The organism is Arthrobacter sp. V1I7 (genome assembly GCF_030817015.1).
Classification (GTDB): domain Bacteria; phylum Actinomycetota; class Actinomycetes; order Actinomycetales; family Micrococcaceae; genus Arthrobacter.
The window spans coordinates 1-23,780 of the sequence record NZ_JAUSYS010000002.1 but is presented as its reverse complement, the minus strand read 5'-3'; the positions used below and the strand labels follow the sequence as shown (position 1 = coordinate 23,780).

Sequence of the window (23,780 nt, the reverse complement as noted above, 5' to 3'; positions counted from 1 at the left end):
GGTTCGGCCTCTAGTTCTCCTCGTCCTCCTGGGCCCCGTAGGTCGGCTCCATCTCCTCCGGCTCCGCGGGAAGGCTGGCGTAGATCATCTCCTGGTACACCATCTCGCGTGCCTGGAGCTTGGCCATGTTCGCCAGCCCGATGTACTCCAGCGGCGGTTCCGATCCCCTGGTTGGTGTCAGCTGTTCGCTGAGGTCCCAGATCGCCTGCTGGATCTCCTCCCCCAAAGTCGAAAAGTGTGTCTCGGGGTCCGCTATCTGCGCGAAGCTCTCCGGGTCGTGATTCTTCATAGTTTCCATGGCGTGTCTGCCGTGCTCGTTCATTGACTACCTCTTCCGGTTCGGCCCACAAGGACTCCAGACTCAGCTGACCCTCAATGTGGTTCTTAGATTTCCTCGGTGCCATGTGTGTGCGCCGTCCCCCTCCGTTTGCCTCCACGCTAGCGAAGGCACCGATGGATTAACAGCCGCACCCTTACTCCTCCGGTGCGCGGAGCGTTTCCGCTGTGGTGCGAGGTCCCGGCCGGCTGTTGCTTCTTCGTCCGTTTCGTACCATGCATCCGGTAGGCGGGAGCAGTATCCGCTGTTCCCTAACAGACATAATCGGTTTCAGATGGGCTTTCCTCCGACACCAACAACGCCCTAGACGGCGTACAGTTTTACGATTTCCAAAGGAATTCGGAATCCCTTCGCCCGTTGGTAGCTGCTGATGCTCATGTCGTAAATTGGCTCCAGCAATTCCTCCGCATCTTCCGGAAGTTCACCCGAATCACGAAGTGCCTGGGTCGCCCGGTTAGTGGGACGCGTGAACCCCTTGAGACTCCGGCTCTCGTCGTAGGCGCCGAGTTCGTAGACGTCTTCTCGACTGACTGCTCCACCATGCTCAATGGCGAACTTCACAACCTTAATCTGCACGTTCGCCCTAGAACCGGCGAGCAGTTCAAAGGCCTTCTCAACGAGTTCCTTGGTCCATCCCGTAATTTCGATCTCCTCATCCGACGCGGTGTCGATGTCGACCTCGAGCGACTTGATCGCATCCATCAGCCGGTCGATGCGACCATGCGACCACCCAGTGACATTCGTGACGACATGCAGCTCAGCGCTGGTACTCTTCAGTTCTCTCATAGCAACTTCTTTCAGTGTGGCTGGGCCTAGTCGTACTCCTAGGCGGTTCGGAATTTAGTTTCAAACTGTACACGTTACAGATGCAACTGTAACAGCAGGAGTTGCGATGTGCTCCGCGTCAGCCAAAGTAAGAATCCCGACGCGGCGTCTCGGCAAAGGATCCTTTATCAAGACAGGAGGGCCGGCTCATCTTAGGCTGGTCGAAAACCCGGTAATCCCGGAGTGTGACTGTTGGTTCTGATTGGGATTTTTCGCAGCTCGGTTTGGCGGTTTAGCTGATTCCTATGACGAGGGTGGAGCGTCCGGCTTCAATTACGTCGTGATCCAGGACCACAGGGACGGACTGATCCAAGACCGCCCACGGTCTCATCGGAATCGTCCGGTGAGGGATCCTCAATCGGAACCCGCAATCACACGGTGCTGAACGCAACTCGGCACCGCTCGCGCATCGACCGTTGTCGGCAAGGGGCGATCAAGCCCTCATTTTGTAGACTGTGCAGATGAAGGATGATGACCTCACGCCCTACGAGCAGGCGGGACGCAACCTCGGTGAGCCCGCTGGATGGCAGTTGGCTGAGGATGAGGGGCGTCTAGAGGCCCAGGACGTCCTGCAGCGACTCGCCAGCATGGCGTTGTATGAATTCGGCGAGAACAAAGACGACTGGCCAACGGCCTTCGACGAAGAGGGATTCCTCACCTCTTTAACTGCGGAGGGGAAGAGTTTCGATGGTGGCATCAGCATTCGCGTGTGGCCGAATGACCATCCGCCGCCACATGTGCACATCCTGAAGAAATCTGAGCCGGACAGCGAGTACGTGAAGATCAACCTCGAGACTGGCGAATCCGAGGGCGCCCTTCCGTCCTGGGCAAACCAGAAGCAGCTCAAGAACATCAAAGCGCTCATCGTCAAGCACCATGAGCTTTTCGTGGGCTGGTGGCAGAAGAATCATGGAGACACCGTCACAATCCTCGACTAGAGCTTCGGTTCGTCGTCTTGTACGAAGGGGCATCCCTCTACGGGATGGAAGTCGGCCCGCCGACCGGGTAGAGGCTATCCAGCCGGCTCACGATGAGCAGAGTGAAAGCGACAGTGAACGGGCGGGGCCAATAGTGGGCCTGACCGTTCCCAAAGATTGACGCGGCTTGTAGCCTCAGCACATGAGCGAGGCTAACGGGTCCAAGAGGTTGCAACCCAAGATGACCCGTGGCGGCTTTCGGGTTCAGTTTGTCTTGTGGTCGCTCTGGACCGCCTTGCAGTTGGTGATGGTTGTCGGGAATCTGGTCATGGGAACTGTTTGGGATCTGGGGGATTACCTTTCACTTGCAGGGTTGATCCTGGGCGCGGCGTTCCTTGGTTTCCTTGTGTACGTTCGTCGTCATGACGGCCATTTCTGGGAAGAGGAAGAGGCCAAAAGAGCTGATTGGGACCGGCGGGGGCGGGCACTCTGACCCAGGTTAACCGCAGCGATCGACTGACCCTCGCTCGCCGCTATCTCTTTGAGATCCCGGGGTCCAAATAGCCAAACGCTCTGCGGGACACACTCAAGCGCAACGTCGCTACTCGTGCGACGACTAGCCTGAAGGGATGAAGAAGCTGGCTGTCATCACGGGTGCCAATCGAGGACTGGGGCGTTCCCTGGTGCAAGAGTTCTCGGCGTCCAGTTGGAACGTCATGGCCATCACGCGTTCACCCGAGGTCCTGAAAGCCCGAGCCGGGTCTACGGACGTCGTAACGGTCCAGCAGGATGTGCGGTCCGAACCCGGCCCTGAGTTGGCTGAAGCTCTGAACGGCCGCCCAGTGGACTTGCTCATAAACAATGCCGTGCAGGGAGCGCCTCATGCGGAGCTGGGAACTATCCGGGCTGAAGGGGTCCTCAACGCCGTCGATGTGAACGTCGCTGGTCCGCTGCGCCTGGTGCAGTTCCTGTTGCCGAATCTGCTTGAGGCACCTGATCCGATCATCATCAACGTGTCGTCGCGACTAGGGTCTCTGGCTGCCCAGGCAAACCGTGATTTCTCCGGTCTCTCGACGAGTTACGCGTACAAAATTTCGAAAGCCGCTCAGAACATGCTGACCGTCTCCCTAGCCCAGGACCTTCATGGCCGTATCCCGCTGCTGGGCAGTTCACCCCGGCAAACTGGCAACAGCCATGGGTCAAACTGACGCGTCCAAGGATCCGCGATCGGCCGCTCGCCAGATGCGCGAGCTCGTTGACTCAGGGGATCGGGCGTCGCCGCGCTTCTGTTCCCTTGGGGAGCAGGACCTCCACTGGTAGCAACATAAGGAAGCGGTCCCTGATCAGGGCCCGCTCAGGGATCCTCGAACGGACCGGCCTACGGACGAGGTTCCTAGAGTTTCTGACAAACTGGCCGCATGACCACGATCTTCACGCATAAGCCGACAATCGAGGGCCAACGCGTCAAACTGCGACCGATTCAGGCTCAGGACGCACCTACAGTGCATCGGATGCTCCAGGACGCAGAAGCTGCAATTCTGACCGGAACAGTGCACTCCAGCAGCCAGACAACGCTGCCGTGGACTGTTGATGACCTCCGCGAGACGTACGAACGCTGGAGCTCCGCCGATGACCGTCTCGTCCTCGCCGTGATCGATCAGGCGACGAACGCGATGGTTGGAGAAGTCGTGCTCAACGACTGGAACGAGTTGAATCGCTCATGCGGCTTCCGTGCTTTCCTTGGCGCCGAAGGCCGCGGCCGGGGGCTTGGCAGTGAGGCGACCGAGCTGATTGTCAGGCACGGCATACACGAGCTTGGTCTTCACCGAATAGCTCTTGAGGTTTACGCCTTCAACCCGCGCGCCCGGCATGTCTACGAGAAAGTAGGGTTCCGCTACGAAGGAACGGGCCGGGACGCGCTGTGGTTCGACGAGCAATGGATTGACGTCCACTACATGTCGATCCTTGAAGCCGACGTACCACTGAGTCAGTAGAGGATCGGCTTGCGGGACGCAGCCAGGACGCGAAGCACCGCGAAAACGACGACATTGAGCGGAGCTGTCCACAGCAAACCCTTTTGTAAAGGACACAGATTACAATGGCGTCGAGCAGCTACAACCCGAACAGGTAGGACTCCCGGCATGGCCCACATCAGCGTCCCCGCCTTCGGCACCGTCATGATTTTTCGGGTTCCCGAGGATGCCGACATGAGCGGATTCAGTTTCGCCGGCTTCCGGAACCGTGCCGATGCTCAACAGCAACTCAACACCTACCTCGAGGGCCTGGGCTACGACGTGAGCCAATCCTATTTGTGGTGATCGTGCCGGATGACGGTAGGGGTTCCGGACGCACGAGACCCCGGCCGCCGCTCTCTCCCCTTCAGCAGCACCTGTCGAGGGTGTCTCCTCGGCCGATCGGCTTACGGACGGTCAAGGCATTCTTCGTCCCAGTTGGTGGCAGACTAGCGTGGTGCATGTCACTGAAAAATACGTTTCAAAAATGCGAAATCTGGCCGTCTCGGATGTCGATCTAGAAGTAGACGCTCGTTTCGTCGACATGCTCATCCCCCGCGGAGCGCGAGTGCTTGACCTAGGCTGCGGTATCGGCTCTGCCGTCAAAGCGCTGAGGCAGCGTGGGCACGAGGCCTATGGAATTGATCCATCGGAGCCTGCACTTCAGGTCGCCGCCGACCTGTTCGATGCAAGTTGGTACCGCCAACTGAGGGCCGAAGATGCCTCCAGGTCTTCCTTGGAAGAACTTGGGCTGCCGCTCAGCTACGAGTGCGTCCTCATGGCCGGAAACGTACCAGCCTTCCTGACTTCCACTGAGTTGCAAGCGGCCTTCCACAACACGGCCAGCATCCTCACTCCTGCGGGCCTTCTAGTAACCGGTACCTCAACCAACTCACGCGGCGGTCCTCGTGATCAGGACGAAGCCGCAGACGCTTCGGGCCTAGCCCTTCACAGCCGGTATTCGAACTGGCACGTGAGCCCATTCACCGACGACCCCTGGTGCGTGAGCATCTACAAGGCTCCGGGAATCCCTGCAACATCTGAGGGGCCGGATGGCATGTTCATCCTGCGTTCCTGGAACCCTTAAAAGCCGTACCTCTGAGGGATCCCTCAGCGGACATATGTGAGGGCGTTCCTGGCATCGGACCCAGGCGAGGAGGCCACGCCAGGCCTACTTCGCCCTGAAACGGAGGAAGAGTGGGGATACGACGCCGTAGATGATCTTGGCGTTATCAACAATTGAGTTGAGGGCCACGGTCGTGCGACCCGTCGCGTGATCCACCTCCTCGGCTTTCTCGGCCAGGACTTGGGCGACCTTGACGACATCGATTCGGAATCGTTGCTTCATGCTTACTCTCTTTTCTCCTGAGGGGACCCTCGGCACTCGCGAATCGAGGGAACGGCTGGTAGATTACACAGTACACAAGGTAATTGTGCTGTGAAATCGAAGATACACGATGCGCTAGGAGTTGTCAGGTGAAATCCGGTTCGAGTTCCGCAATAGCTTTCGGGACCGTGTTGCAGGTTGTGAGGAAAGGCTTGCCGAGGAACCAATCCGATGTGGCTGCTTCTTTCATCCCCAAGTTATCCGTTGCTGCTGTCTCAATGGCCGAGAGTGGAAACCGTCCGCCCAAGACCGAGGCGGTGATCCGCGGCTACGCTGATGCGCTGGAACTCGATGCCGATGCACTGCTTGAACTCTGGTGGGCCTTGCAGGGGATGGTTGAGGACCCGACGGACGAGCGCCCGATCCGCCGATGGTGGCGCGAGCTGGAGGCAAGTCCTCAGCTCCAGTTCGACTATCAGGACGCGAAAGATTTGGCTGAGGACGAATCGCGTTGGATCGGCGAGAAGTGCGCTCCTATGGTGGACTCCCTTGTGCTCGCCGACCGGATCTGCACAATCCTTAGGGGCCTGGTGGGTGACACTTGGCTGGTTGACTACAAAATTCAATTTGGCCTCAGCGACCCTATCGACGCCTGGCCGGCGACAGTCAAGATCGAACTGCGGTCGGTTCCGAATGAGGGCGACTTGGGGAGGGGCCAAGAACTGGTCGGCACCTTCTCATGTCCGGAACCCGTGACGCGACCTGTCACGCCGGATGTGACGATACGACCCAATTCCGAGACCATCTCGCCAGACGTGGCATGGATACTCTCATCGGTCGAGGCAATGCCTGTCCGGGAACGAGCAGCTGTCGCCGGATTCATCCACGGACTGCGGCAGGGAGCTAGCCTCTACCCCGAGGCCCCGATGCCCCCTCACCCTGCCCGATAGACGGTCCGTTAGAGGAACCTCATCCGGGACGCTGCAACGTTCCGGTAGCGGATCTTTTTACGCGACGTTACCAGCAGCTGGGCCGGGACCTTTGTCAGCTATCCGCTAGTGGAATCGGGATGGGTGTGATGTCGCCTTTGATCACAATGCCCATGTTGGCCGCCTCGGCCCGGAGCCACTTGTGGCCTTCGTCGCCAAGGTACCGGAGGTCATCTCGGACTTCGATGGCGCCACGACGCCCTGGTCGGATTACCCAGCCGACCACGTCTTGGCCGCCCCGCGGGTACCCGGCTCTGAGTGCGGCTCGATGGATGTCCTTCGCGGTGGCTCCTGTGCCGAGTTCAGCGTTCAGCCGGGCAACCGCGCCTAGGAAGGCAACCGTGACCATCTTGTCCTCACCTTCCGAGCCTCCGTGTTGCTTGAGCCGAGGAGTGATCGGTGGTTCGTCCAGGAGCGGGTCGTACTCCGTTTGTGAACCGGCACCCGATGCGAAGACCTGCTGCGTCGACGCTTGCGCTGATCGGTCGACCTCGTGGCGGTCATCCAGCACGTGCAGAAAGGCGCGAGCGGCCGCAGCCAGCGCATTGGTAAGACGGGCTATTTCATTCATATCGAAATCCTCGTTTCTCAGGAGGCTCCAGACGTCCTCCTAGGACACTGTAGAAGGCTCTAGAGTCACTGTCAATGCCTTGGGCTTGGTACGGCCCGTAAGCCGGCCCTCGACCGGTGGCACACACCGCTGAACTGCATCATTGCGAGCTGGGGCCCACCAACGTCCCGTAAGACCCGTCCGGTGAAGCGACCGGTGACGGGGGGGGTGAAAAGAACGCCGGCGAGGCCCGATGCGCTGGCCAGGGGCGGTGCCGGCCGCTGTTTGTGCAGGCGGTTCTATTGCGACTTCAGGAGCTTCGCGCCGTCGGGCCGCAGCTCCCCGCTCGGGGAGACGTGGCGGTAGAGGGTTTGGCGGGTGACACCCAGTTCCGTGCAGAGGGCACCGACCTTGGTTTCCTTGTGCCCCATGGCGGCCATGGCCAGGCGCACCTTGGCCGGGGTCATCTTGTACGGGCGGCCTCCGGTGCGTCCGCGGGCCCGTGCCGACGCCAGGCCGGCGACGGTGCGCTCGGAGATGAGGGAGCGTTCGAACTCGGCCAGGGCGGCGAAGATCCCGAACACGAGCTTTCCCGAGGCCGTGGTGGTGTCGATGGCAGCGCCCTCGCCGGTGAGGATCTTTAGCCCGATGCCGCGTTCGGTCAGGTTGTGGACGGTATTCACCAGGTGGCGCAGGTCCCGGCCCAACCGGTCCAGCTTCCACACCAAAAGGGTGTCGCCGGCATTCATGCCCTTCAGGCAGGCCGCCAGTTGGGGGCGGTCGTCCTTCTTCCCCGAGGCTTGGTCCTCGTAGAGCTTCAACGGGTCGACGCCCGCGGCCAGCAGTGCGTCGCGCTGCAGGTCGGTGCTCTGCGACCCGTCTGCCTTCGACACCCGCATGTAGCCGATCAACATGGCTTGGACCCCCTGTCATTTATACGTTCGTTTAAATGACACCACTCCCCCAATCCACGGAAGTCGGCGTCAATGTCACTTTACCCGTCATCTTATCTACGTCTTGTAGACGTGACCGCGACGAAGATTGAGTGACACGACAATAGCCGCCCACAGAACATGCATAAAGGGTCGTTTTTGCTGACGTTCCGATAACGTCTTCCGCGGCCGGCATCAGGCTTGGCTGCTAAGGAGGCTCCAGGGATGTTAGCTACAAACCGCTCCATGACGATGAGCCCGTGGCTCGAGCATCCTGGTCGAACAAACGAGTTGAGGGGATGTCGTGATTGAACCGACAGAGGATTTGGTCCGGCCAGCCTAGGGTGTTGCGGACGGTTTGGGCTCTGCCTTCTCCTCGGGAAGGTCAAACGTTGCAGTGTAGCCAGCTCCATCCCATTTCGCGGCCAACGTCACTGACCGGCAGACAGCGTCCGGGAGCGTGATGGCAGTTACGCTGGCACCAGCTACGCCCAGTACGAGTGCGTCCACATGTTGGTCACAACCCACCACCTTCTTGTAGAGGGCTGCGCCGGCAGGACTCTTAGGCGCATATATCTGAATTTTGTCGTGTGTCGTCACTGCAACGGGCGAGGAAGGCACTCCGCGCGGTTGAAGGGCTGCCGCGTAGGTGACTATCCCGATTGCAGTCGCTGCCCCAAATAGGGTCATCAGAAAGGCAGTGACCGCGAAGTTCCGCCGCAGACGTTGAAAACTCGCTACCTCGATAAGCGAGTGCAACCGGGCGTCGTACCAGGTCGCCTTTCTATTCGCAGCTTTGTACTTAGCGTATGCGGCCGAATCGTCTGGTGCGGCAGCAGCGGCGTCGGCTTTATCTCGCTCGTCCTTCAGCGCCAGGTCAACGGCGGCGCTAAACGACGCTAGGTCGTCAAACCCGGCGAGATAACCGTTGGACTTAGCACCAACAGTTTTATACGCATCCATAAATCCAGGGCGGAGCAGCCCTCGCCACCACCGTCCCTTCTTGTTATCAAGCGATAGCATCTCGTCCATTGACACAGCAGACGAGGAAGAAAGGCGCATCGCAAGCGCGAGCATCACGACCACGCCCAACGTTGCAGTCAATGCTCCCTTAACAGCGACAGCAAAATTCGGTGATTCTGGGTCCAATGTGCTCAAAGCGGTGAGGCTTAGCCCGGCAACAACGGTCACAGCGACCGCCCCAAGAGATGCCACGAAGACTCGGGCCGTCGAACGAAGTCGCTCAGAAGCTTCTCTCCAAGGAGACGCCGGAAAAGCGGCCTCCGGCTTCGGCTCCTTTTCGTCAGACATCTCGGTTTGGCTCACCCAAGGCCCCGACACCACCGTGCCGTACCGGGGGACGATCATCGACATCTCCAGCATTGGTGCCCGTACCACTGGTCCAAGTCGGTTCGGATGGCTTGATTGGCCGGAGGACAAGGACAAACTTGTCGCCCGGTCTCACCTCCGCATCCAGTGTGTCAGCCATTTGCAGTCTGGCCACACCGGACTCCGTGACATCAACAGTCAGCGTCGTATCACGGTCCACACTGACTTGAAAACTGTTTTCCGCCATGAAGACCCCTGTCCCTCCGCATTTCCTCGCGGTGAACCTCTAACAGTGTTCACTGTTTCTAACAGTGTTTCACTGTTATGGCACAGTTAGGGGCATCCACAATACTTATTTCCTAGATTAGGGATCCGAGGGCAAGTAGCCACTCGGCGAAGTGTCCGCTTGCGGGCTGCATTAAGCGCCAAATAGCGCAGTGAAAAGCAGGCCCTTTTTATCGGGAAAGTGACACTTTCAGTGGAGGCGGAAACAAGGAAGCAAGGGCAAGCCCGTCGGGAGCTTCTCGAGCTTGCTGACGATCTCCGAGACCTATTCCATTAGTGTCCGCGGGGCTATCCACCGGTAGTCCCTACTGCAAACGGTCGTTATTGACTACCGCCGAATTGGTGTCCGAGCAGCCGGTGAACAACGCCCTCAATCAGCCACTCCCCCCCATTGCGCCAAACCCGCCCCAGAAACCGTCGTTTCTGACTCGACCACCCCTTGCTCTATATTCGAGGAATACCCTCCATAGTGCGGCTCTTGCCAGCTCTAGCCGCTTGCGCAGGGTGTTCCACCCAGCAGTTCGCAACTGAGAGTGGTGGAGAGCAGGGCGCTCCGAGTTAAAAGAACGATGGCGTGATGGAGGATCCGCGTGGCGCTCGAGTCTCAATGATGACCAGGCGGGTCAGCAAGGATTTGCGGCATGATGCCTGTCACCCTGGTACCTGGACTCTCACTTCATCAGCGGCCGCCACTCCCGGCCGTGCACTACGAAGATTTCATTTGGGGATTCGATTGCCGGCGCCTTCGGGTTTCCTCCGCAGGAACAGTGACGCTGCTCGAGTTGAACGCTTCTTTTGGAGTGCTCATTGGAACAGGAGTTTCCCAGCCGGATGCAGGCTGATCGAGGTCTCTCCGCGACACCTGCCTTCTACTGCTCGAACTTTGATGCGGGACATTACATGATGCATTTAGATTGCCCATCGGCTGCGGCTGAGTTTGATCCACGGATTCGCTAAGGAGTCTTATGGGTAACGAACGAGGACATAGTCAGTGGACGATTGCCGTAGTGACTGCGGTCATTGGGCTAGGTGGAGCATTCGGCGGGGCTTGGGTCGGAGGCCAGGCGGCTAGTACTGCTGCAACAAATCAAATCGAGGCGGCCAACGCAGAGCGTTACAGGGAAAGCCGCGCCGAAGCTTATATGGAGCTGATCGATGTACTCGTGGACCTTCGGTCAAGCTGGACGTCTTGGTCCCGAATTTATCCAGCCACGACACCAGACGAGTCCTACACCCAGACATACCTTGTTCCTGTCAACCGCGAACTCACAGCGAACATAAACAAGTTCACTAAAGCAGTTACCCGAATCGAAGCCTTTGGATCAGCCCGCGCCACAGTACTCGCTGGAGACATGAGCAGCTGTGTAAATCGTTTGGCCGATCAGGGCAGAGGCTATGGTCCGTGGGGTGGGCCGAAGCCTCCGACCGCAGATGAGCTGGAAGCGCATAGCAGCTGCCTGTTCAACGGAGCGGTCGAACTAGCCAAGATCGCGGAACAAGAGCTTTCACCCAAAGAGAATCCGGACCTTTCCGTAAACCCGGAGTAGCCACACTCACAGAAACGAAGGGGCAGTGGGCTTAAAGCCTTGCCCGTTCCGGAACGGGTCGTTTTTGATCATGCCGCTTCAATTGAGGAAAAGGGGCGGCGGGGCGGAGCGATATAGAGCTAAACCGTCGGACAGTCGACGTACACTAGCGCCTATGGAAAACGCAGTGATTCAGGGCGATGTCCTTGAGTGGGCGTTAAACGACGCGGGGGTAGATAGAGAAAAGGTCCTCGCATCCCTCGACGCCAAAGAAGTCCTGGGTGCGCGGCTCTCTGGCCCCATTCCTATCTCGTTCGAAGACCTTCAGCGAATTGCGCAGGCGACTCGGCGTTCGGCCTACTTCTTCGCCCTTCCGAAGCCCCCGCGGCGGGAAAAAGAATCAGTTGGCGCAAATTTTCGGGCTCCGGCATCCAATGGTGGCAAGCCAAGACCCCTGAACCCCGACGAACGGGCTGCTGTCCGTCAGGCAAAGCGACGCCAAGACATAGCCGCAAAACTGTCTACAAGTCTTGAATTTTCCCCCGTCCAACTCATGGGACTGCGGCCAAATGAATCACCCCAGCACGCCGCGGCGCGCGCAGCCGAGTGGCTTGGTTGGGACCGCAGAACGCAGTACACACTGCTGAAGAGCAAAACCAAGGTCTTCGTCGCCCTCCGAGAAGCGCTGGAAGCGCGCGGTGTCCTCACAAATCTAATCAAGGTAGAGGGCGACTCTTTCCGAGGTTTCACACTCCATCACTCGCACGCCCCCTTGATCTTCGTCAACGCAACAGTCAAGAGTCCAGCAGCCCGTTCATTTACACTTCTCCACGAACTAGCCCATCTCCTGCAAGGCGTCGACAAAGCCTGCGGTAAACATGATCTGCAATCCCGTACCAGCTCCGAGGCTTGGTGCAACCGCTTTGCCGCTTCGTTCCTCATGCCTCAAGCCGATCTAAAGCGGTACATGAACAAGCAACTCAAAAAGGACTGGGTTGAAGCAGGAGATGAATATTCGTTGGGGCGTATCTCCAACTACTTCAAGGCCAGTTGGTTCTGCGTGGCGATCCGCCTCAAGGAAGAGGGCTTCGCCGATGACTCTCTGGTCAAGTACGTTTCTGGGGACTTTCAGGAGCAGGAAAAACCAGGACGCGCTCCCGGAAAAACCCGTGCTCAGAAACGACTCGCTGAATTTGGTTACGGTTTCGCCCGACTGGTGGATGCCGGGCTTTCCAGCTCCCGCGTTTCTGAGATGGAGGCGCGTAAGCTCTTCCGCCTGAACGGGGCGGAACTTCGCTCCTTGCTGGCCCTCGGTCAGGGGTCCGACTAGACATGGGCGAAGTCTACGTATTGGATAGCTCCGCCATGGAGACGCTTAATTCCTTGGTCACGGCCGGTCATTCGATCTTCGACAAGTTGGACGAGCTCAATGAGGACGAGTCCATCCTGTTTTGCGACACCGTCAAGGATGAGTGTCGAACGCTGTTTCAGGGCGAAAAAATTGCTATTTGGGTCAACCCCGTCTGGCGTACTTTTCGTGGCCGTGGAGCTGTTGCCTATACGGACTGCCAGGAGGTACTTGCCGAGGTTGAGGACCTCCTGGATGACGATCAGGATGAGTCTGAGGCTCAGGCGCTGAGAACGATGGCCTTGGCCTACAAGTGGGCAGAGCACCATACGGTTGTCGTCGTCTCAGATGAGGAGACGACTCTGGAGGATCGGTGCACCGTCAGGGAAGCGTGCGATGCCCTCCAGATGAAGTGCATGACGGTGGCGGAGTTCCTGGCGCGGATCTGAAATCTGACCCCCTACGGCCTCTCGATCAATCCGTCCTCTTGGGGTACGTAGCGAATGTGCTGTTGCTGGATTTTTTCCAGATAGCCAGCCAACCAGTCTATTTCAGCGTGCTTTCGCTCGCTTAGTGCTTTTAGGGACTCACGAACAAACAAGAGCATGGCAGCACCATGATCAACTCGCACCTGGTCGCCTTTGGGTAAACCAATGGGCTTCCAGGAGCCCGGTCCTGCAGTCGCGGGATCATTGAAAGGATACGTATCTGTTTCTCCAGGGGCCGGTGCGATGGGCATCACGACGCGGTACCCGCCGCCTATTGACGCGTCAGCCACCCCAAAAACGGCAGAATCATTCACCAGGAAAAACTCAGGCCGACACTGAGGTTCTAGGTCAAAAAACCATTTTGCTATGGTTTTCGGCGTTCCGCCAGCTTTGTGTGCGAAGACGGCGAAGGATGGAACTTCGCCCGTGGAGCTCTTGAGCTTCCGGTGCTTTTGCACCTTCTTCGCGATATCGGCAACTTCCTCCGAAGTAAGAGTGGATTTCACTTCGACGCAGAGCAGAACCGATTCGACCGGGAATAGCATCTCCTCTGTCTGCGCAAAGAGTATGGGATGGACCGTGTTCGAGAGAACCAGGGTATCGATTTGAGGCGACGCCCCACCTTCTGCATCGATGATCTCTCCTGTCGCTACCCGGACCGACGGAGGCAGCATTTTCACAAAGAGTGCTCCAAAAGAATCCTCGTTGGCGCGCCCACGTTCCCCGTTATGGTTGATGAGCCCCGCCATCTCGCGTGATTCAATGCCGAGACGTTTGGCTACGGCGGCCCAGTAGCGCTGCACCTTTGGCTCACCCGGTTCCTGCTTCACATCACTAGTCACCACTGCACCTTACAAGTTCCGCCCCCGGAGGGGCCGATAGCAAGTCCTAAACCGTGAAATCGACATCTTAACAAAGGCAGGGCCGGCGTGTGCCGGCCCTGCCCTGGTTTCCCTCTGCAAAGGAAATATGTGGTTCAGCTTAGCTGAATGGTTTGTGGTGCTGCCCCGGGCTCGGTACCTCGTTGTTCCTGGTCCCGCGGCTGATGGTCCACCGGTCGCGTTGTCGCGGTTAATGGCGGTCCGTCGCTGGTGAGTGGCTGCTGTGGTTCGCCCTGGGCGGCGGACCGCCCGACCTCTGGAAGGTTCCTGGCCCTTGCTGGGGTGAGTGGGCCGGGCGGCTGCCTTTGGGGTCGGCCGCCCGGCTCACTGTCCGGTTACTCGGTGTCGGTGGTGTGCTTGTCGATGATGATCTGTTCCACGGCGCTTGCGGTGTAGCCCCAGATGGTGAGCTGGTTCAGGTAGTGGAAGTGCCGCTTTTCGGCGCTTCGCCATGAGTCTTTTTGGATGGTCTTTTCATACCCGGCGCAGATTAGGGCGATCAGGGAGAACTCGGGCCGGGCGGTGGTTTTGGCGGTGTGGTCCCGCAGCGGGTTCCAGCCCCACCGGTCGGTGTCCTCTCCGGTTTTGGCCCCGATCATTTCGGTGGCGACTTTGCCGTCGTAGCTGCTGGCGGTTTCGGGGTCGTGGGTGATGGCGTGGACGGTGAAGTACTGCCAGCCCTTCGGCGCGGTCTTCCGCGACAGCAGGGTCTTCACAAATTCACGCCTGACCTTGGTGGCGCTGTCCATCTCGCGGCTGTTCGCGATCAGGGTCTTCCGCTCGCTTTTCTGTTCCTCGGTCATCGGGCCTTTCTGGGCCTGGGTGCCGCCGTCGTGGCGTTCGTACTTCGGGGTGAAACCGAGGTTCTTCCAGCCGGTGATGACGGGGTTGGCGTTGTGCTGGCCCCGGTAGTCGGTGCTGATCAGGTAGGCGTTGGCGTCCTCGTCGGTGGCCGGTTCCCCGTCGGCCCGCGTGGCGGCCGCGACGTACAGGTTCTCTTCGTTGGCGTAGTGTCCGGCGTCCTCCACGATGGTCTTGCCCTGGGCTTCCAGCTCGGCGATGAGTGCGGCGAGGGCGGCGGCGCGGTCGCGGCGGTCCCGGAGCATCTGCGCGACGTGCAGGAGCTGATCGGGTTCGTCCGCGATCACGGACTCTAACTCCTCGGTCGCGTCCTGGTTCCCTTCAAATTCGGCCATGATGAGCGCTTCATCAATGGTGTATCCCTTGCCGAGGGCGGCGGATCCGGCGTCGGAGGACTTGGCTTTCAGTGCCCCTTCCACGGTGGTCTTGGTGCGTCCGGTTTTCTTGGCGATCGTGGCGGCGGAGACGCCGATCAGCGATAGCTGGTGGTAGGCGTCCGCTTCGTCCGCTTCGGTCAGTTCGGCGCGCTGGATGTTCTCCACGACCTGGGTCACGATGCGTTCGGCTTCCTCGGGGGATTCGATGATCATTACCGGGATGCTGGTGCGCCCGGCTTCGACAGCCGCGCGGGTGCGGCGCTGTCCCATCAGGACGTGCACGGTCCCATCGTCCTTGCGGTGGGCGATGACGGGTTCCAGCACGCCGTGCTCTTTGATGCTGGCAATGAAATCGGCGGTTAGGGCGGCGTCTTTGCGGACGTTGATGTCCACGGTCAGGGTGGCCGGGTCGAGCATTTCGAGGGTGGGTGTGGTGTTCATGGTGGTGCTCCTTTTGCAGAGGATTCCGGTGGGTGGGGCGGCTCAGGTGACCGGCCAGCTTCCCCTTTCCCCCCGACGCTTCTATGTCTGTCAAGCGGTTGGAAACGGGTGCGGGCGCGGACCAAGTTGTTTTGCCGGTGGCGGGGCGGCTCGTCGTGACCGGCCAGCGTCCCCTCTCCCCCATTGTTTTGGCTGCTGGCGAAGCTTGCGGAGCTGTGGCCGACGGAGGCCTGTCTACCCGCAGGGCAAAGGGCTGGAAATTCCCGGAGGAAATCAGCGACGAAGGAGCGCCGCAGGGAAATTCCTGAACCGCAGGCCCCGACGAAGGAGGGGCTAGACGGGCCGGAGCGGACACGTACAATCCGACAGGACAGCAGCCAAAACAAAAACGCTTCTACAGCCCGAGCGAAGCGAGGCCCTTGTCAGGGTTTAAAAGGGCTGAGGCCGGCCCCGTGGGGCCGGCCTCAGTTTTCCCTCAGCAAAAGGAAACCCAGTGGTGCAGCGTCATCGCGGCAGAAACTTACAGGTCCAGCGGGGATTTCTCCCAGGAGATATCAACGATGCGGGCGCCCGGCTGCGGCATGGTCAACATCGAGAGCTCGAGGATGTCCTGGGCCTGGGTGGCATCGGCAGGTGCTGCGTCATCGTCCGTCAGGATGTACTCGTGGCTCATGTGCTGCCCCCAGGCTCTTAGTGGATCGTGTTCCTTTTCCACTGTAGCCCGGCGGCAGGCCGTTGCCCGCTGGTGGTGCTGCGCCCGCGGCAGCGTGATCGGCGGCCGGAGGAGCGCATGCGGGGGAGGCCGCCACCGCACCCAAGGGGCCGGACCGTTTTCCCCGGTCCGGCCCCGTTGCTTTTAGCAGTGCCGCTTATAGGCGGTTACCTGGTTCTTCGCGACCGGGGCGATGGTTCCCCGGCTCACCAGCTGGTCCATCAGTTCCGCGAGCCTGTAGCCCGGCGTATCAGCCAGAGCAAGCCTGAAGTGGTCCGCAGCTACTGACGACTGACCTTTCAGGTACGCCAGCCATCCAATCAAGGTCAGCAGGGGCGCCCGGTAGCCTTCCGGCGCGGCGTCGATGAGATCCCGGGCGGTTTCCTGCGCCCGGTCCACCCGGTTCCAGTCCGGGGCGATACCCTCCCCCATGAGCAGATTCCCGCTTCCCTCGGCGTCCGGCAGCTCCGGATCGATGACATTGCAGAGCAACGTGTCCCGCAGGTCCGGACGCTGGAAGCACGCCAGCAACTCCACCGCTGTCTGCGGATCCGTCCAGCCGTCCCGGGTCAGGGCCTCTGCCCACAGTTCCCGGCCCGGACCCAGCTCCGCGCCGAGCACTCCCGGGAGCGCGTGACGGATCTGCTCCTCCCTGTCTGCCGGGCCTGCGAACGGCGTGTAGCTGGTGCCGGGCGCCTTTTGGTAGCTGCTGCCACGGAACACCAGTTCCGCGTTCAGCTGCCCGTCCGTGATGGATTCCAGCGATTCGGGCGCGCAGCACCCGGCGTCGCTGTCACACAGCAGGTTTTGCCAGTGGGACGGGGTGACCAGCCACGCGTCCTGCAGCGGGGTACCTGCACTGTCCAGCGCCTCAATGACGGCCTCGACATAGTCGTGGAAGGGGCGGGGCTGTCCGAGGGCGAGGGTGCTGGCCGTGTAGATGGCCAGCAGCACCGCCGTGGCCTGAGTGTCCAGCGCGAGGTAGTCCACCATGGTCCGGGCGAAACCGGCGGGTTCCGTGGACACGGGGACGTCGACGCGGAGCGTCGCGCCCAGCGTCTTGCCCCGCATGGTCAGGAACACGAAGGATTCCCGCGGTACGAACCCGAGGGTGTGCGGGATGAAGCCGAGGATGTCGGCCGGGCTGGAGATGCGGATTGCGTCGTTCATGTTGAAAGTCCTTTGCTGAGGATGATGGTGAGCGGGGCGGCTCGTGGTGACCGGCCAGCGTCCCCTCTCCCCCCGTTGTTTTGGCTGCTGGCGAAGCTTGCGGAGCTGTGGCCGACGGAGGCCTGTCTACCCGCAGGGCAAGGGGCGGGAAATTCCCGGAGGAAATCAGCGACGAAGGAGCGCCGCAGGGAAATTCCTGAACCGCAGGCCCCGACGAAGGAGGGGCTAGACGGGCCGGAGCGGACACGTACAATCCGTCAGGACAGCAGCCAAAACGTCGTAGAGAGAACAGGGCCAGGGGCGGCGGAGCCCTGCGGAGCCGGCACTGGACCCACAGCCGGCCGCGCCAGCGGACGCCCTTTTCCTGGTGAGCCCTGCGAACCCTCCATCAGCACCCCGAGTCTCCATTCGGCGTCCCTGGCTTCGGCGGCCGCGCGCCCCCGGTCGCCGGCACTGAGTATGCGAATGGCGGTCCGCCGCAGCCGACCCACCGCGCAAGTCGGCCACGACGGCGGACCGCCAGCGGTGACCGCCCCGGCAACGGGACGGCCACCTGAAGGGACTAGCCTGCGAGCAGTTCGGCCAGTTCGACCGCATCGGACACCAGCACCGCCGCGCCTTCTTTCAGGAGCCGGTGGCATCCTGCCGAGTTGGCGCTGTGTACGCTTCCGGGGACGGCCGCGACGTGCCGGGCAATAGTCTCCGCGTGGTGGGCGGTGTTCAGCGCCCCTGAGCGCCAGCGGGCTTCCACGACGCAGGTAACGCCTGCGAGGGCGGCGATGATGCGGTTTCTCTGCAGGAACCTGTGCCGGGTCGGGGCGGAACCGGGCGGGAGCTCTGAGAGGGTCAGGCCGTTGCTGCGGATCGCGGCTGCGAGGTCCGCGTTCCCTGACGGGTAGTCCCGGTCAAGGCCGCCGGCCAGTACCGCGAGGGTTGCCGGTCCTTCTCCCTGGCTTCCGGCCAGCGCGGCCCGGTGCGCGTGCGCATCGATGCCGTAGGCCAGCCCTGAGATCACGCAGATTCCACGTTGGGCCAACCCGTATGCCATGTCTCCTGTAACGGAGGCGCCGTAGCTGGTCGAGTCCCGGGAACCGGTCAGGGCCACACACTTCGAAGGTGCCGGGATGCCGTTGTCGATGTTGCCCCGATACCAAAGCCCGTACGGGGCGTCGGGCAGATCGTCCAAGCCTTCCGGCCATTGTTCATCCCCCGGAATGAGGAACCCGCCGCCCAGGCGTTCGATGGTTGCCAGGTCCTTCTCCGGGTCGACCTCCGGAACCCGCGGAGCCCACCGTCTCAACGCTTCTGACAATTCTTCGACCGTTGCCTCCGGAATGGCGTGTACGGGCTGGGCGCCGGTGGCAAGCCTCAACGCGGCATACGCGCCGAGCCTGCCTACGAGGGCCCGGCCGACACGGTCGCCGGGTTCGAAGAGTCGGGTCAGGGCTGCGCGTGCAATGCGATCGTTCATGTTTCTCTCGTCCTTTGCTGAGGATCCGGTGAGTGGGGCGGCTTTGGTGACCGGCCAGCTTTCCCTATCCCCCGGTTGTTTTTGCCTGCTGGCGGAGCAGCGCGTAGCTGTGCCCGACGGAGCCGGGGCAACCCGCAGGGCAAGCAGTGGATGGGTTGTGGGAGGAAATAAGCGAAGCGCCGACACGAGGCATCGGCTGCGCAGCCGTCCGCAGGACGGTTGAGCCGGTGGAGCGGGCACGTACGATCCGGAGGACAGCAGCAAAAACAGAAAAACGCTTCGACAGCCCGAGCGAAGCGAGGTCCGTGCAGTAGACCTGGGCGCTAGCTGGGCAATGTCCGGAAACCGGAGTCCTCAGGCAGGGCGTGGTTTCCGGTCTACGTTGTGGTGCTCTCGCGTGCAGCGCAGGCTTGCTGGTGGCGGTAGAGCATTGCGCGGCTCCAGCCAACGAGACGCACGGCGTCCTCGGCGGTGCGCCCTTGAGACGCGGGTGTCCTGGGAATGGCGGTCTTTTTACAGCCTAAGTCGCACTCTTAACAGGGAGCGCCACATCGGTCTTCACATGATGCGCCTTTGGAGCTCGCGGTACACCGTCGTCCGGGATACCCGGAACAGTTCGGCCAGTTCGGCCTGCGTATGCTCACCGGCGTCGTGCAGTGTCAGAAGATGCTTCCGCTGCGTCTTGGACAATTTTGGCTGCTTGCCTTTCAGTCGGCCCTTCGCTTTTGCGACCGCCATGCCCTCGCGGGTGCGCGCCCGGATCAGATCTGCCTCAAACTCGGCCACCATTCCCAGGACGTTGAACAGCAGCCGGCCTACGGGGTCAGTCGGATCGTGGGTGCTGCCGCCGAGACTGAGGACTACCCCTTTGGCCGTCAGCTCGTCGGCTATATCCCGGGCATCGGAAAGGGAACGCGCCAAACGGTCCAGCTTGGTCACCACCAGCGTATCGCCGGCTCGGCATGCCGCCATCGCTTCACGGAGTCCAGGGCGCACCCGGGTAGATCCCGTCAGTCCGTGATCGACGAAGATCTGCTTCTCTTCAACACCAAGGGCAAGGAGAGCGTTTCGTTGGGCGGTTAGGTCTTGGTTGTTTGTCGAGACCCTGGCATAACCGATCTTCATTCCAGTCATGAGGAACAGGGTTGCAGTAATCCCCCCGTCACCGTGCATTTGATCGTGCGGGTCTTACGTACGTGGCCCAGGCCAGTAACTGCACGGGACGTGTGGCACGTTTCCGGGGCACGGCGATCGACCGGCTTACGGGAACGAGGGAAGAGCAGGCACAACGCCGAGAGATTCCGTTTTGGCGTAGGCACTCTCGGTATTGACGGTGGTGCAAGGATGATGAGATGTCCTTCTTTGATGATCTTCCGGCCCGGCCCGAGAGGCCACGCCAGCCGAAGCCCGTGCCACCCGTCTGGGCAGGTCCGCCATCGGATGAACTGCCCGCCGTTGTCTCATTGGGGCAGTTCTTTCACCGGTCCGCACAGATGGTCATGGCCGCAAAAAGTGTCGAAGTTTTCTCCACAGGTTGCTTGATTGAGGTCGTATGGTCTGTCCGTCGGGCGGATGAGTCAGACAGTGACTGGAGCAGAGTCATTGACCAGTGCTTCAATCGTGGCCCCTACAGATTGGATTCGGACAACGGCCGTGGTGGCGCCCTTCGCTTCGGTGTTGCCTTTCCCGACGGACGGAAGACGACGACCGCTCAGTTGCACCCAGGGATGTTTGAAGGAGAGGAACCAGTAACGGGGCCGGTATTGATGTCGGCGGGCGGTGGAGGCGGATCAAGCAATGACGACGAACTGTTCTGTTCAAACAAGTTCTGGCTTTGGCCGTTGCCCCTCGGCGGGGACACACGAGTCGTGGCGCAATGGGAGGACCTTGGCCTGAAAGAGGAATCCGTTCTCATCACCGGCGAACAACTGGGAACGGCGGCCGCAAACGTGCAGAAATACTGGGTTACCCCGCTTCCTGAACCGGGAGGATGAGCATGTCGGCTCTGGTGTTTGGTGTAGTCGTCATGCTCGGGGGCCTATTTGTCTTGGCAATCTCCAACCCGCTAGCCAAGCTGGTGACTAACTGGAATCTCTTCATCCATCAGGACCCAGGCGTTCTGGAGGCCTATAGAAGTAGAAAACGTCGCGGCATACGACTGGTTGCGAAAGTTTTCCTGGTGTGGGAGGCGGCTTTATTATCGGGGGCCTTATTGGGTGGAATCTAGAGCCCCATAGCCCGCCGGCGACCTCCAGCCTGGAGATATTCCGATGAATCAGGCCCTGCGTCAAACTCGTCGCCGTCCTTCGGCTCCCTGATTTCGGGAACCACCCTGGCGTCCGGACTTCGACGTGTCCCGTGCTCGGCCTGTAGAGCATTCGCTGGCACTGGCCAGCGTCCTCGGTGGCCTTGGACCGTGGCTGGAGTCGTAGAAGGGACTGCTGAAAGGTTCGGTTACGTGGACGAGGGGATCTCAACGAGATACCGGCGGGCGACGGTCAGCGGATCGCTGCGGTTACCCTGGGTCAGAGTGGCCCGCCCCCGGAATGGTCTGTTTTGGGATGTGACCATGTGGTTTACGCTCTGGTCATGACAAGCAGCACGGAAGCACGGTGAGTTCCGGGGAGAAGGGACGGAAGCCACCATTCGAGGTGCTCTTCGCTGTTTGGGTGATGATGGCGGCCATAGCAGCGTTTGGCGTCCTTGGCGTTCTGGCCATCGTAGAAGTGGCCAAGGAACCGAAACCGGCATGGGTTCCTTGGCTCTTCGGATTCATCTTGATCCTACTTTCCGTGATCGCCGCCAGCTTCGTGCAAACCCTCAAAGACGGCGATCGGACCATGCGGTAATACTTGAGCCTCGCCGTCCCGCTGTGGGTGTTCGGCTTCTCCTGGCCGCCGTCTTGGAGTTGGCTGCCCTTCCTGGTCCCGATTGCTATTGTTGGCCCACTTTGGCTGCCGCGGGCTCGTCGTTTCTTCGACGAAGCCTCGGATGCGTCCTCTATCGATACTGCGGGCCCGCGTGCGCCCGGGCCTACTCCATGAATACGACGGGAAGTATTTCTCGAACCGCCGGCATCGTTCCCACTGGGCTCCTCCACTGCTGCATCGGTTCCGCCGGGAAAAGCGCCCGGTGAAGGATCCATATACGGACATGTCAGCTACTGGTTCACTCAGCGGTTACGTTGGTAGCCAGCGTTACGAGGTCGGTTCGTCGTCTTCGTACCGATACTCGTGACGGAGGGCTTTGACCAGCTTGTGTCCGGTGAACAACGAGAGGCCTGCACCGATGAAGAGCGCTACTGCGCCAAGAATGTTCAGGCCCGTCGGATCGCGTAATAGTACAAGTCCGAGGACCACCAAGAGGACAGCAAGGTAGGACCACTGGCTCCGAAGCCACCAAGTGCCGCGGCGCACAGCGGGGTGATTTCGTGCGTCCATCACTGTATCCCCGTCATGAATGAGACGCTATCAGGGCTTCCCCCCTGTATGTACGTCTGCACACTTGGGGATCCTTTACCGGACACCACCTGAACCGTAAATCAAACTGAAGCCCGGCATGCTCAACCGGTGCCCTTATTCCGCAAGGGTCTGCCCCGGCAACGTGGGGGCTGGGGCCGGTGCCTCGGTGGCGTAAAGGGAGTTGAGTTGGCGGTAGAGGATTCGGGCGATGTAGCGCTTGAGGGATCTGCGGATTTCGCGGTAGCTGCGGCCTTCTTGGGTGCGTTTGGCGACGTAGTCCCGTGTTCCGGGGTCGTGGGCCATCCTGGTCATGGTGATGGTGTGCAAGGCTCGGTTGAGGCGCCTATCACCGCCCCGGTTGAGCCTGTGCCGGACAGTGTTACCGCTTGAGGCTGGCAAGGGATTTACCCCTGCCAGTGAGGCGAAGGCAGCTTCGCTTCGAACCCTTCCTGGATGCGACCAAGCTGTCAGGACGGTAGCGACTGTGACAGCCCCGGCGCCCACCATCTCCAACAGCGGTGCCGCGGGGCTTTGCTGGATCAGCTCTGTCATGCGCTTCTGGTTCGCAGTCAGCTGGGTGGTCACTTCGAGAACGCGGCGCGCCAACCGGACTGCTTCCTCGCGCGCGATCGATAGTTCGATCTGTTCCTGTCGTTCCCGCCATCTGGTGATCGTGGCGATCTGGGCGGGAACCAGCGGTTTACGAGCGTCGATTCCCAGATCGTGTGCCCGGAGTAAGGCGATGAGTGCATTGACATTCATTGTTCGTTCCCGGGTCAACTGATCCCGGGCTGCGCTCAAGATCCTGAGTCCGGCACGGGTTCCTTCATCCCGGCGGGGGACTCGAAGCTGGGACTCCTCTAAGGCCAGGACTGCGGTTCCGATGGCTGCGGCGTCTAGCGGGTCGGATTTGCCGATCGCCCGGCGCCCTCGGGCGTTCATCCGTGGAGCTTCGGCGACGTCATAGCCAGCGTCGGTTACTGCCCTGGCCAGACGTGCCCCGTAAGAGCCGATGCCCTCAACGGCCCATAGACAGGCGACATCGCCGTCTGTCCGTCGGCCGACCCACGCAAGTGCCCGGGAAATCCCTGTCGAGGTGGTCGGAAACTGCTCGCACGCGACCTGTTGCTTGGTACTGGCCTCGATGATGGCGTAAGTGTGGGTGCGGGCGTGGCAGTCCACGCCGATTACAAATGGGCGGGTCTGCGCAACGATGGTCAACGCGGCCACCCTCCTTCCTTTCGAACGGGCAAGACTGGTCGCATCGCGACCGGCACTGGACCTGGGAAGAGTCACTTCGAGGCAATACTGTGATGAGCCACAACCGCAGAGGCTGGGCAAGCTTCTAATCAAGCCACCGTCGTGGGACAGGTCAACGCCGGTCACTCCACCCAGCGCGGACAAGTCGGGGGAAATGCACCCTCAAGGGGCAATTGTTTTTTCGAGTCACCCGCCAGATAGAACGACCGGCATCAACACTGCCAGCTAGTCCCAGACCAGCCACTGCAAGACTCACAGTTGTTTTTTGGTTGCTGGCAAGC

26 protein-coding genes are annotated in these 23,780 nt (G+C 60.6%); 12 read left to right on the top strand and 14 right to left on the bottom strand.

All coding sequences use genetic code 11. The features are described 5' to 3' along the window. Positions 1 to 10 precede the first annotated feature (10 nt). Entirely contained in the window at positions 11 to 322 is a 312-nt protein-coding gene (locus QFZ69_RS22590; RefSeq protein ID WP_307000550.1) for a TnpV protein, read from the bottom strand. A gap of 318 nt (positions 323 to 640) precedes the next feature. Beyond that, complete coding sequence (locus tag QFZ69_RS22585; protein WP_307000548.1) at positions 641 to 1,123, bottom strand: hypothetical protein; 483 nt, start codon at positions 1,121 to 1,123, stop codon at positions 641 to 643. A gap of 500 nt (positions 1,124 to 1,623) precedes the next feature. Here QFZ69_RS22585 and QFZ69_RS22580 point away from each other — a divergent pair, with 500 nt between their 5' ends. The 6 genes from QFZ69_RS22580 to QFZ69_RS22555 all read left to right on the top strand — a co-directional run bounded on the left by QFZ69_RS22580 (position 1,624) and on the right by QFZ69_RS22555 (position 5,178). After that, positions 1,624 to 2,100 carry a DUF4160 domain-containing protein gene (locus QFZ69_RS22580; protein ID WP_307000546.1) on the top strand — a complete coding sequence of 159 codons (477 nt, stop codon included), beginning with the start codon at positions 1,624 to 1,626 and terminating at the stop codon, positions 2,098 to 2,100. Between the two features lie 181 nt (positions 2,101 to 2,281). Continuing rightward, complete coding sequence (locus QFZ69_RS22575) at positions 2,282 to 2,572, top strand: hypothetical protein (protein WP_307000544.1); 291 nt, start codon at positions 2,282 to 2,284, stop codon at positions 2,570 to 2,572. A gap of 136 nt (positions 2,573 to 2,708) precedes the next feature. Beyond that, positions 2,709 to 3,287, top strand: coding sequence for an SDR family NAD(P)-dependent oxidoreductase (locus tag QFZ69_RS22570; RefSeq protein WP_307000542.1), 579 nt, complete (start codon positions 2,709 to 2,711; stop codon positions 3,285 to 3,287). A gap of 210 nt (positions 3,288 to 3,497) precedes the next feature. Further along, positions 3,498 to 4,073, top strand: a complete 576-nt coding sequence (locus tag QFZ69_RS22565; RefSeq protein WP_307000540.1) for a GNAT family N-acetyltransferase — start codon at positions 3,498 to 3,500, stop codon at positions 4,071 to 4,073. Positions 4,074 to 4,220: 147 nt separating this feature from the next. Next, positions 4,221 to 4,397: a hypothetical protein gene (locus QFZ69_RS22560; protein ID WP_155855702.1), complete on the top strand. Its 177-nt coding sequence runs from the start codon at positions 4,221 to 4,223 to the stop codon at positions 4,395 to 4,397. 151 nt (positions 4,398 to 4,548) lie between these two features. After that, the gene (locus QFZ69_RS22555; protein WP_307000538.1) at positions 4,549 to 5,178 is read left to right on the top strand and encodes a bifunctional 2-polyprenyl-6-hydroxyphenol methylase/3-demethylubiquinol 3-O-methyltransferase UbiG; all 630 of its coding nucleotides are present in this window, start codon (positions 4,549 to 4,551) and stop codon (positions 5,176 to 5,178) included. 84 nt (positions 5,179 to 5,262) lie between these two features. Here QFZ69_RS22555 and QFZ69_RS22550 read toward each other — a convergent pair whose 3' ends face one another. Next, positions 5,263 to 5,439, bottom strand: coding sequence for a hypothetical protein (locus QFZ69_RS22550; protein ID WP_307000534.1), 177 nt, complete (start codon positions 5,437 to 5,439; stop codon positions 5,263 to 5,265). A gap of 128 nt (positions 5,440 to 5,567) precedes the next feature. Between QFZ69_RS22550 and QFZ69_RS22545 the strand changes: the two genes are divergently transcribed. Next, positions 5,568 to 6,368, top strand: coding sequence for a hypothetical protein (locus QFZ69_RS22545; protein ID WP_307000530.1), 801 nt, complete (start codon positions 5,568 to 5,570; stop codon positions 6,366 to 6,368). Between the two features lie 94 nt (positions 6,369 to 6,462). Here QFZ69_RS22545 and QFZ69_RS22540 read toward each other — a convergent pair whose 3' ends face one another. The 3 genes from QFZ69_RS22540 to QFZ69_RS22530 all read right to left on the bottom strand — a co-directional run bounded on the left by QFZ69_RS22540 (position 6,463) and on the right by QFZ69_RS22530 (position 9,272). Continuing rightward, on the bottom strand, positions 6,463 to 6,978 hold the full coding sequence (locus QFZ69_RS22540) for a hypothetical protein (RefSeq protein ID WP_305943367.1): 516 nt from the start codon (positions 6,976 to 6,978) through the stop codon (positions 6,463 to 6,465). A gap of 278 nt (positions 6,979 to 7,256) precedes the next feature. After that, positions 7,257 to 7,871, bottom strand: coding sequence for a recombinase family protein (locus QFZ69_RS22535; protein WP_307000526.1), 615 nt, complete (start codon positions 7,869 to 7,871; stop codon positions 7,257 to 7,259). 357 nt (positions 7,872 to 8,228) lie between these two features. Beyond that, positions 8,229 to 9,272 (bottom strand): hypothetical protein, encoded by a 1,044-nt coding sequence (locus tag QFZ69_RS22530; RefSeq protein ID WP_307000524.1) that lies wholly within the window; start codon positions 9,270 to 9,272, stop codon positions 8,229 to 8,231. 1,196 nt (positions 9,273 to 10,468) lie between these two features. Between QFZ69_RS22530 and QFZ69_RS22525 the strand changes: the two genes are divergently transcribed. The 3 genes from QFZ69_RS22525 to QFZ69_RS22515 all read left to right on the top strand — a co-directional run bounded on the left by QFZ69_RS22525 (position 10,469) and on the right by QFZ69_RS22515 (position 12,826). Continuing rightward, positions 10,469 to 11,050: a hypothetical protein gene (locus QFZ69_RS22525; RefSeq protein WP_307000521.1), complete on the top strand. Its 582-nt coding sequence runs from the start codon at positions 10,469 to 10,471 to the stop codon at positions 11,048 to 11,050. A 154-nt stretch (positions 11,051 to 11,204) separates the two neighbouring features. Continuing rightward, positions 11,205 to 12,359: an ImmA/IrrE family metallo-endopeptidase gene (locus tag QFZ69_RS22520; RefSeq protein ID WP_307000519.1), complete on the top strand. Its 1,155-nt coding sequence runs from the start codon at positions 11,205 to 11,207 to the stop codon at positions 12,357 to 12,359. Positions 12,360 to 12,361: 2 nt separating this feature from the next. After that, positions 12,362 to 12,826, top strand: coding sequence for a DUF4411 family protein (locus QFZ69_RS22515; RefSeq protein WP_307000518.1), 465 nt, complete (start codon positions 12,362 to 12,364; stop codon positions 12,824 to 12,826). A gap of 11 nt (positions 12,827 to 12,837) precedes the next feature. Here QFZ69_RS22515 and QFZ69_RS22510 read toward each other — a convergent pair whose 3' ends face one another. From QFZ69_RS22510 to QFZ69_RS22480, 6 genes are all read right to left on the bottom strand, one after another. Continuing rightward, positions 12,838 to 13,707 carry a DUF6602 domain-containing protein gene (locus QFZ69_RS22510; protein WP_307000515.1) on the bottom strand — a complete coding sequence of 290 codons (870 nt, stop codon included), beginning with the start codon at positions 13,705 to 13,707 and terminating at the stop codon, positions 12,838 to 12,840. Between the two features lie 374 nt (positions 13,708 to 14,081). Next, entirely contained in the window at positions 14,082 to 15,425 is a 1,344-nt protein-coding gene (locus QFZ69_RS22505; RefSeq protein WP_307000512.1) for a ParB/RepB/Spo0J family partition protein, read from the bottom strand. Positions 15,426 to 15,945: 520 nt separating this feature from the next. Then, positions 15,946 to 16,098: a hypothetical protein gene (locus QFZ69_RS22500; protein ID WP_307000240.1), complete on the bottom strand. Its 153-nt coding sequence runs from the start codon at positions 16,096 to 16,098 to the stop codon at positions 15,946 to 15,948. Positions 16,099 to 16,281: 183 nt separating this feature from the next. Further along, the gene (locus QFZ69_RS22495) at positions 16,282 to 17,307 is read right to left on the bottom strand and encodes a DUF4192 domain-containing protein (protein WP_307000242.1); all 1,026 of its coding nucleotides are present in this window, start codon (positions 17,305 to 17,307) and stop codon (positions 16,282 to 16,284) included. Between the two features lie 562 nt (positions 17,308 to 17,869). After that, positions 17,870 to 18,778, bottom strand: coding sequence for a DNA-processing protein DprA (gene dprA / locus QFZ69_RS22490; RefSeq protein ID WP_307000244.1), 909 nt, complete (start codon positions 18,776 to 18,778; stop codon positions 17,870 to 17,872). Positions 18,779 to 19,336: 558 nt separating this feature from the next. Further along, positions 19,337 to 19,903, bottom strand: coding sequence for a recombinase family protein (locus tag QFZ69_RS22480; RefSeq protein WP_373463155.1), 567 nt, complete (start codon positions 19,901 to 19,903; stop codon positions 19,337 to 19,339). A gap of 227 nt (positions 19,904 to 20,130) precedes the next feature. Here QFZ69_RS22480 and QFZ69_RS22475 point away from each other — a divergent pair, with 227 nt between their 5' ends. Then, positions 20,131 to 20,772, top strand: a complete 642-nt coding sequence (locus QFZ69_RS22475) for a hypothetical protein (RefSeq protein WP_307000248.1) — start codon at positions 20,131 to 20,133, stop codon at positions 20,770 to 20,772. Between the two features lie 618 nt (positions 20,773 to 21,390). After that, positions 21,391 to 21,627, top strand: coding sequence for a hypothetical protein (locus tag QFZ69_RS22470; protein WP_307000250.1), 237 nt, complete (start codon positions 21,391 to 21,393; stop codon positions 21,625 to 21,627). A gap of 348 nt (positions 21,628 to 21,975) precedes the next feature. Here QFZ69_RS22470 and QFZ69_RS22465 read toward each other — a convergent pair whose 3' ends face one another. Together QFZ69_RS22465 and QFZ69_RS22460 are read right to left on the bottom strand one after the other, a co-directional pair. After that, positions 21,976 to 22,218, bottom strand: coding sequence for a hypothetical protein (locus tag QFZ69_RS22465; protein ID WP_307000253.1), 243 nt, complete (start codon positions 22,216 to 22,218; stop codon positions 21,976 to 21,978). Positions 22,219 to 22,353: 135 nt separating this feature from the next. Continuing rightward, complete coding sequence (locus QFZ69_RS22460; RefSeq protein ID WP_307000474.1) at positions 22,354 to 23,460, bottom strand: IS110 family transposase; 1,107 nt, start codon at positions 23,458 to 23,460, stop codon at positions 22,354 to 22,356. Positions 23,461 to 23,780 lie beyond the last annotated feature (320 nt).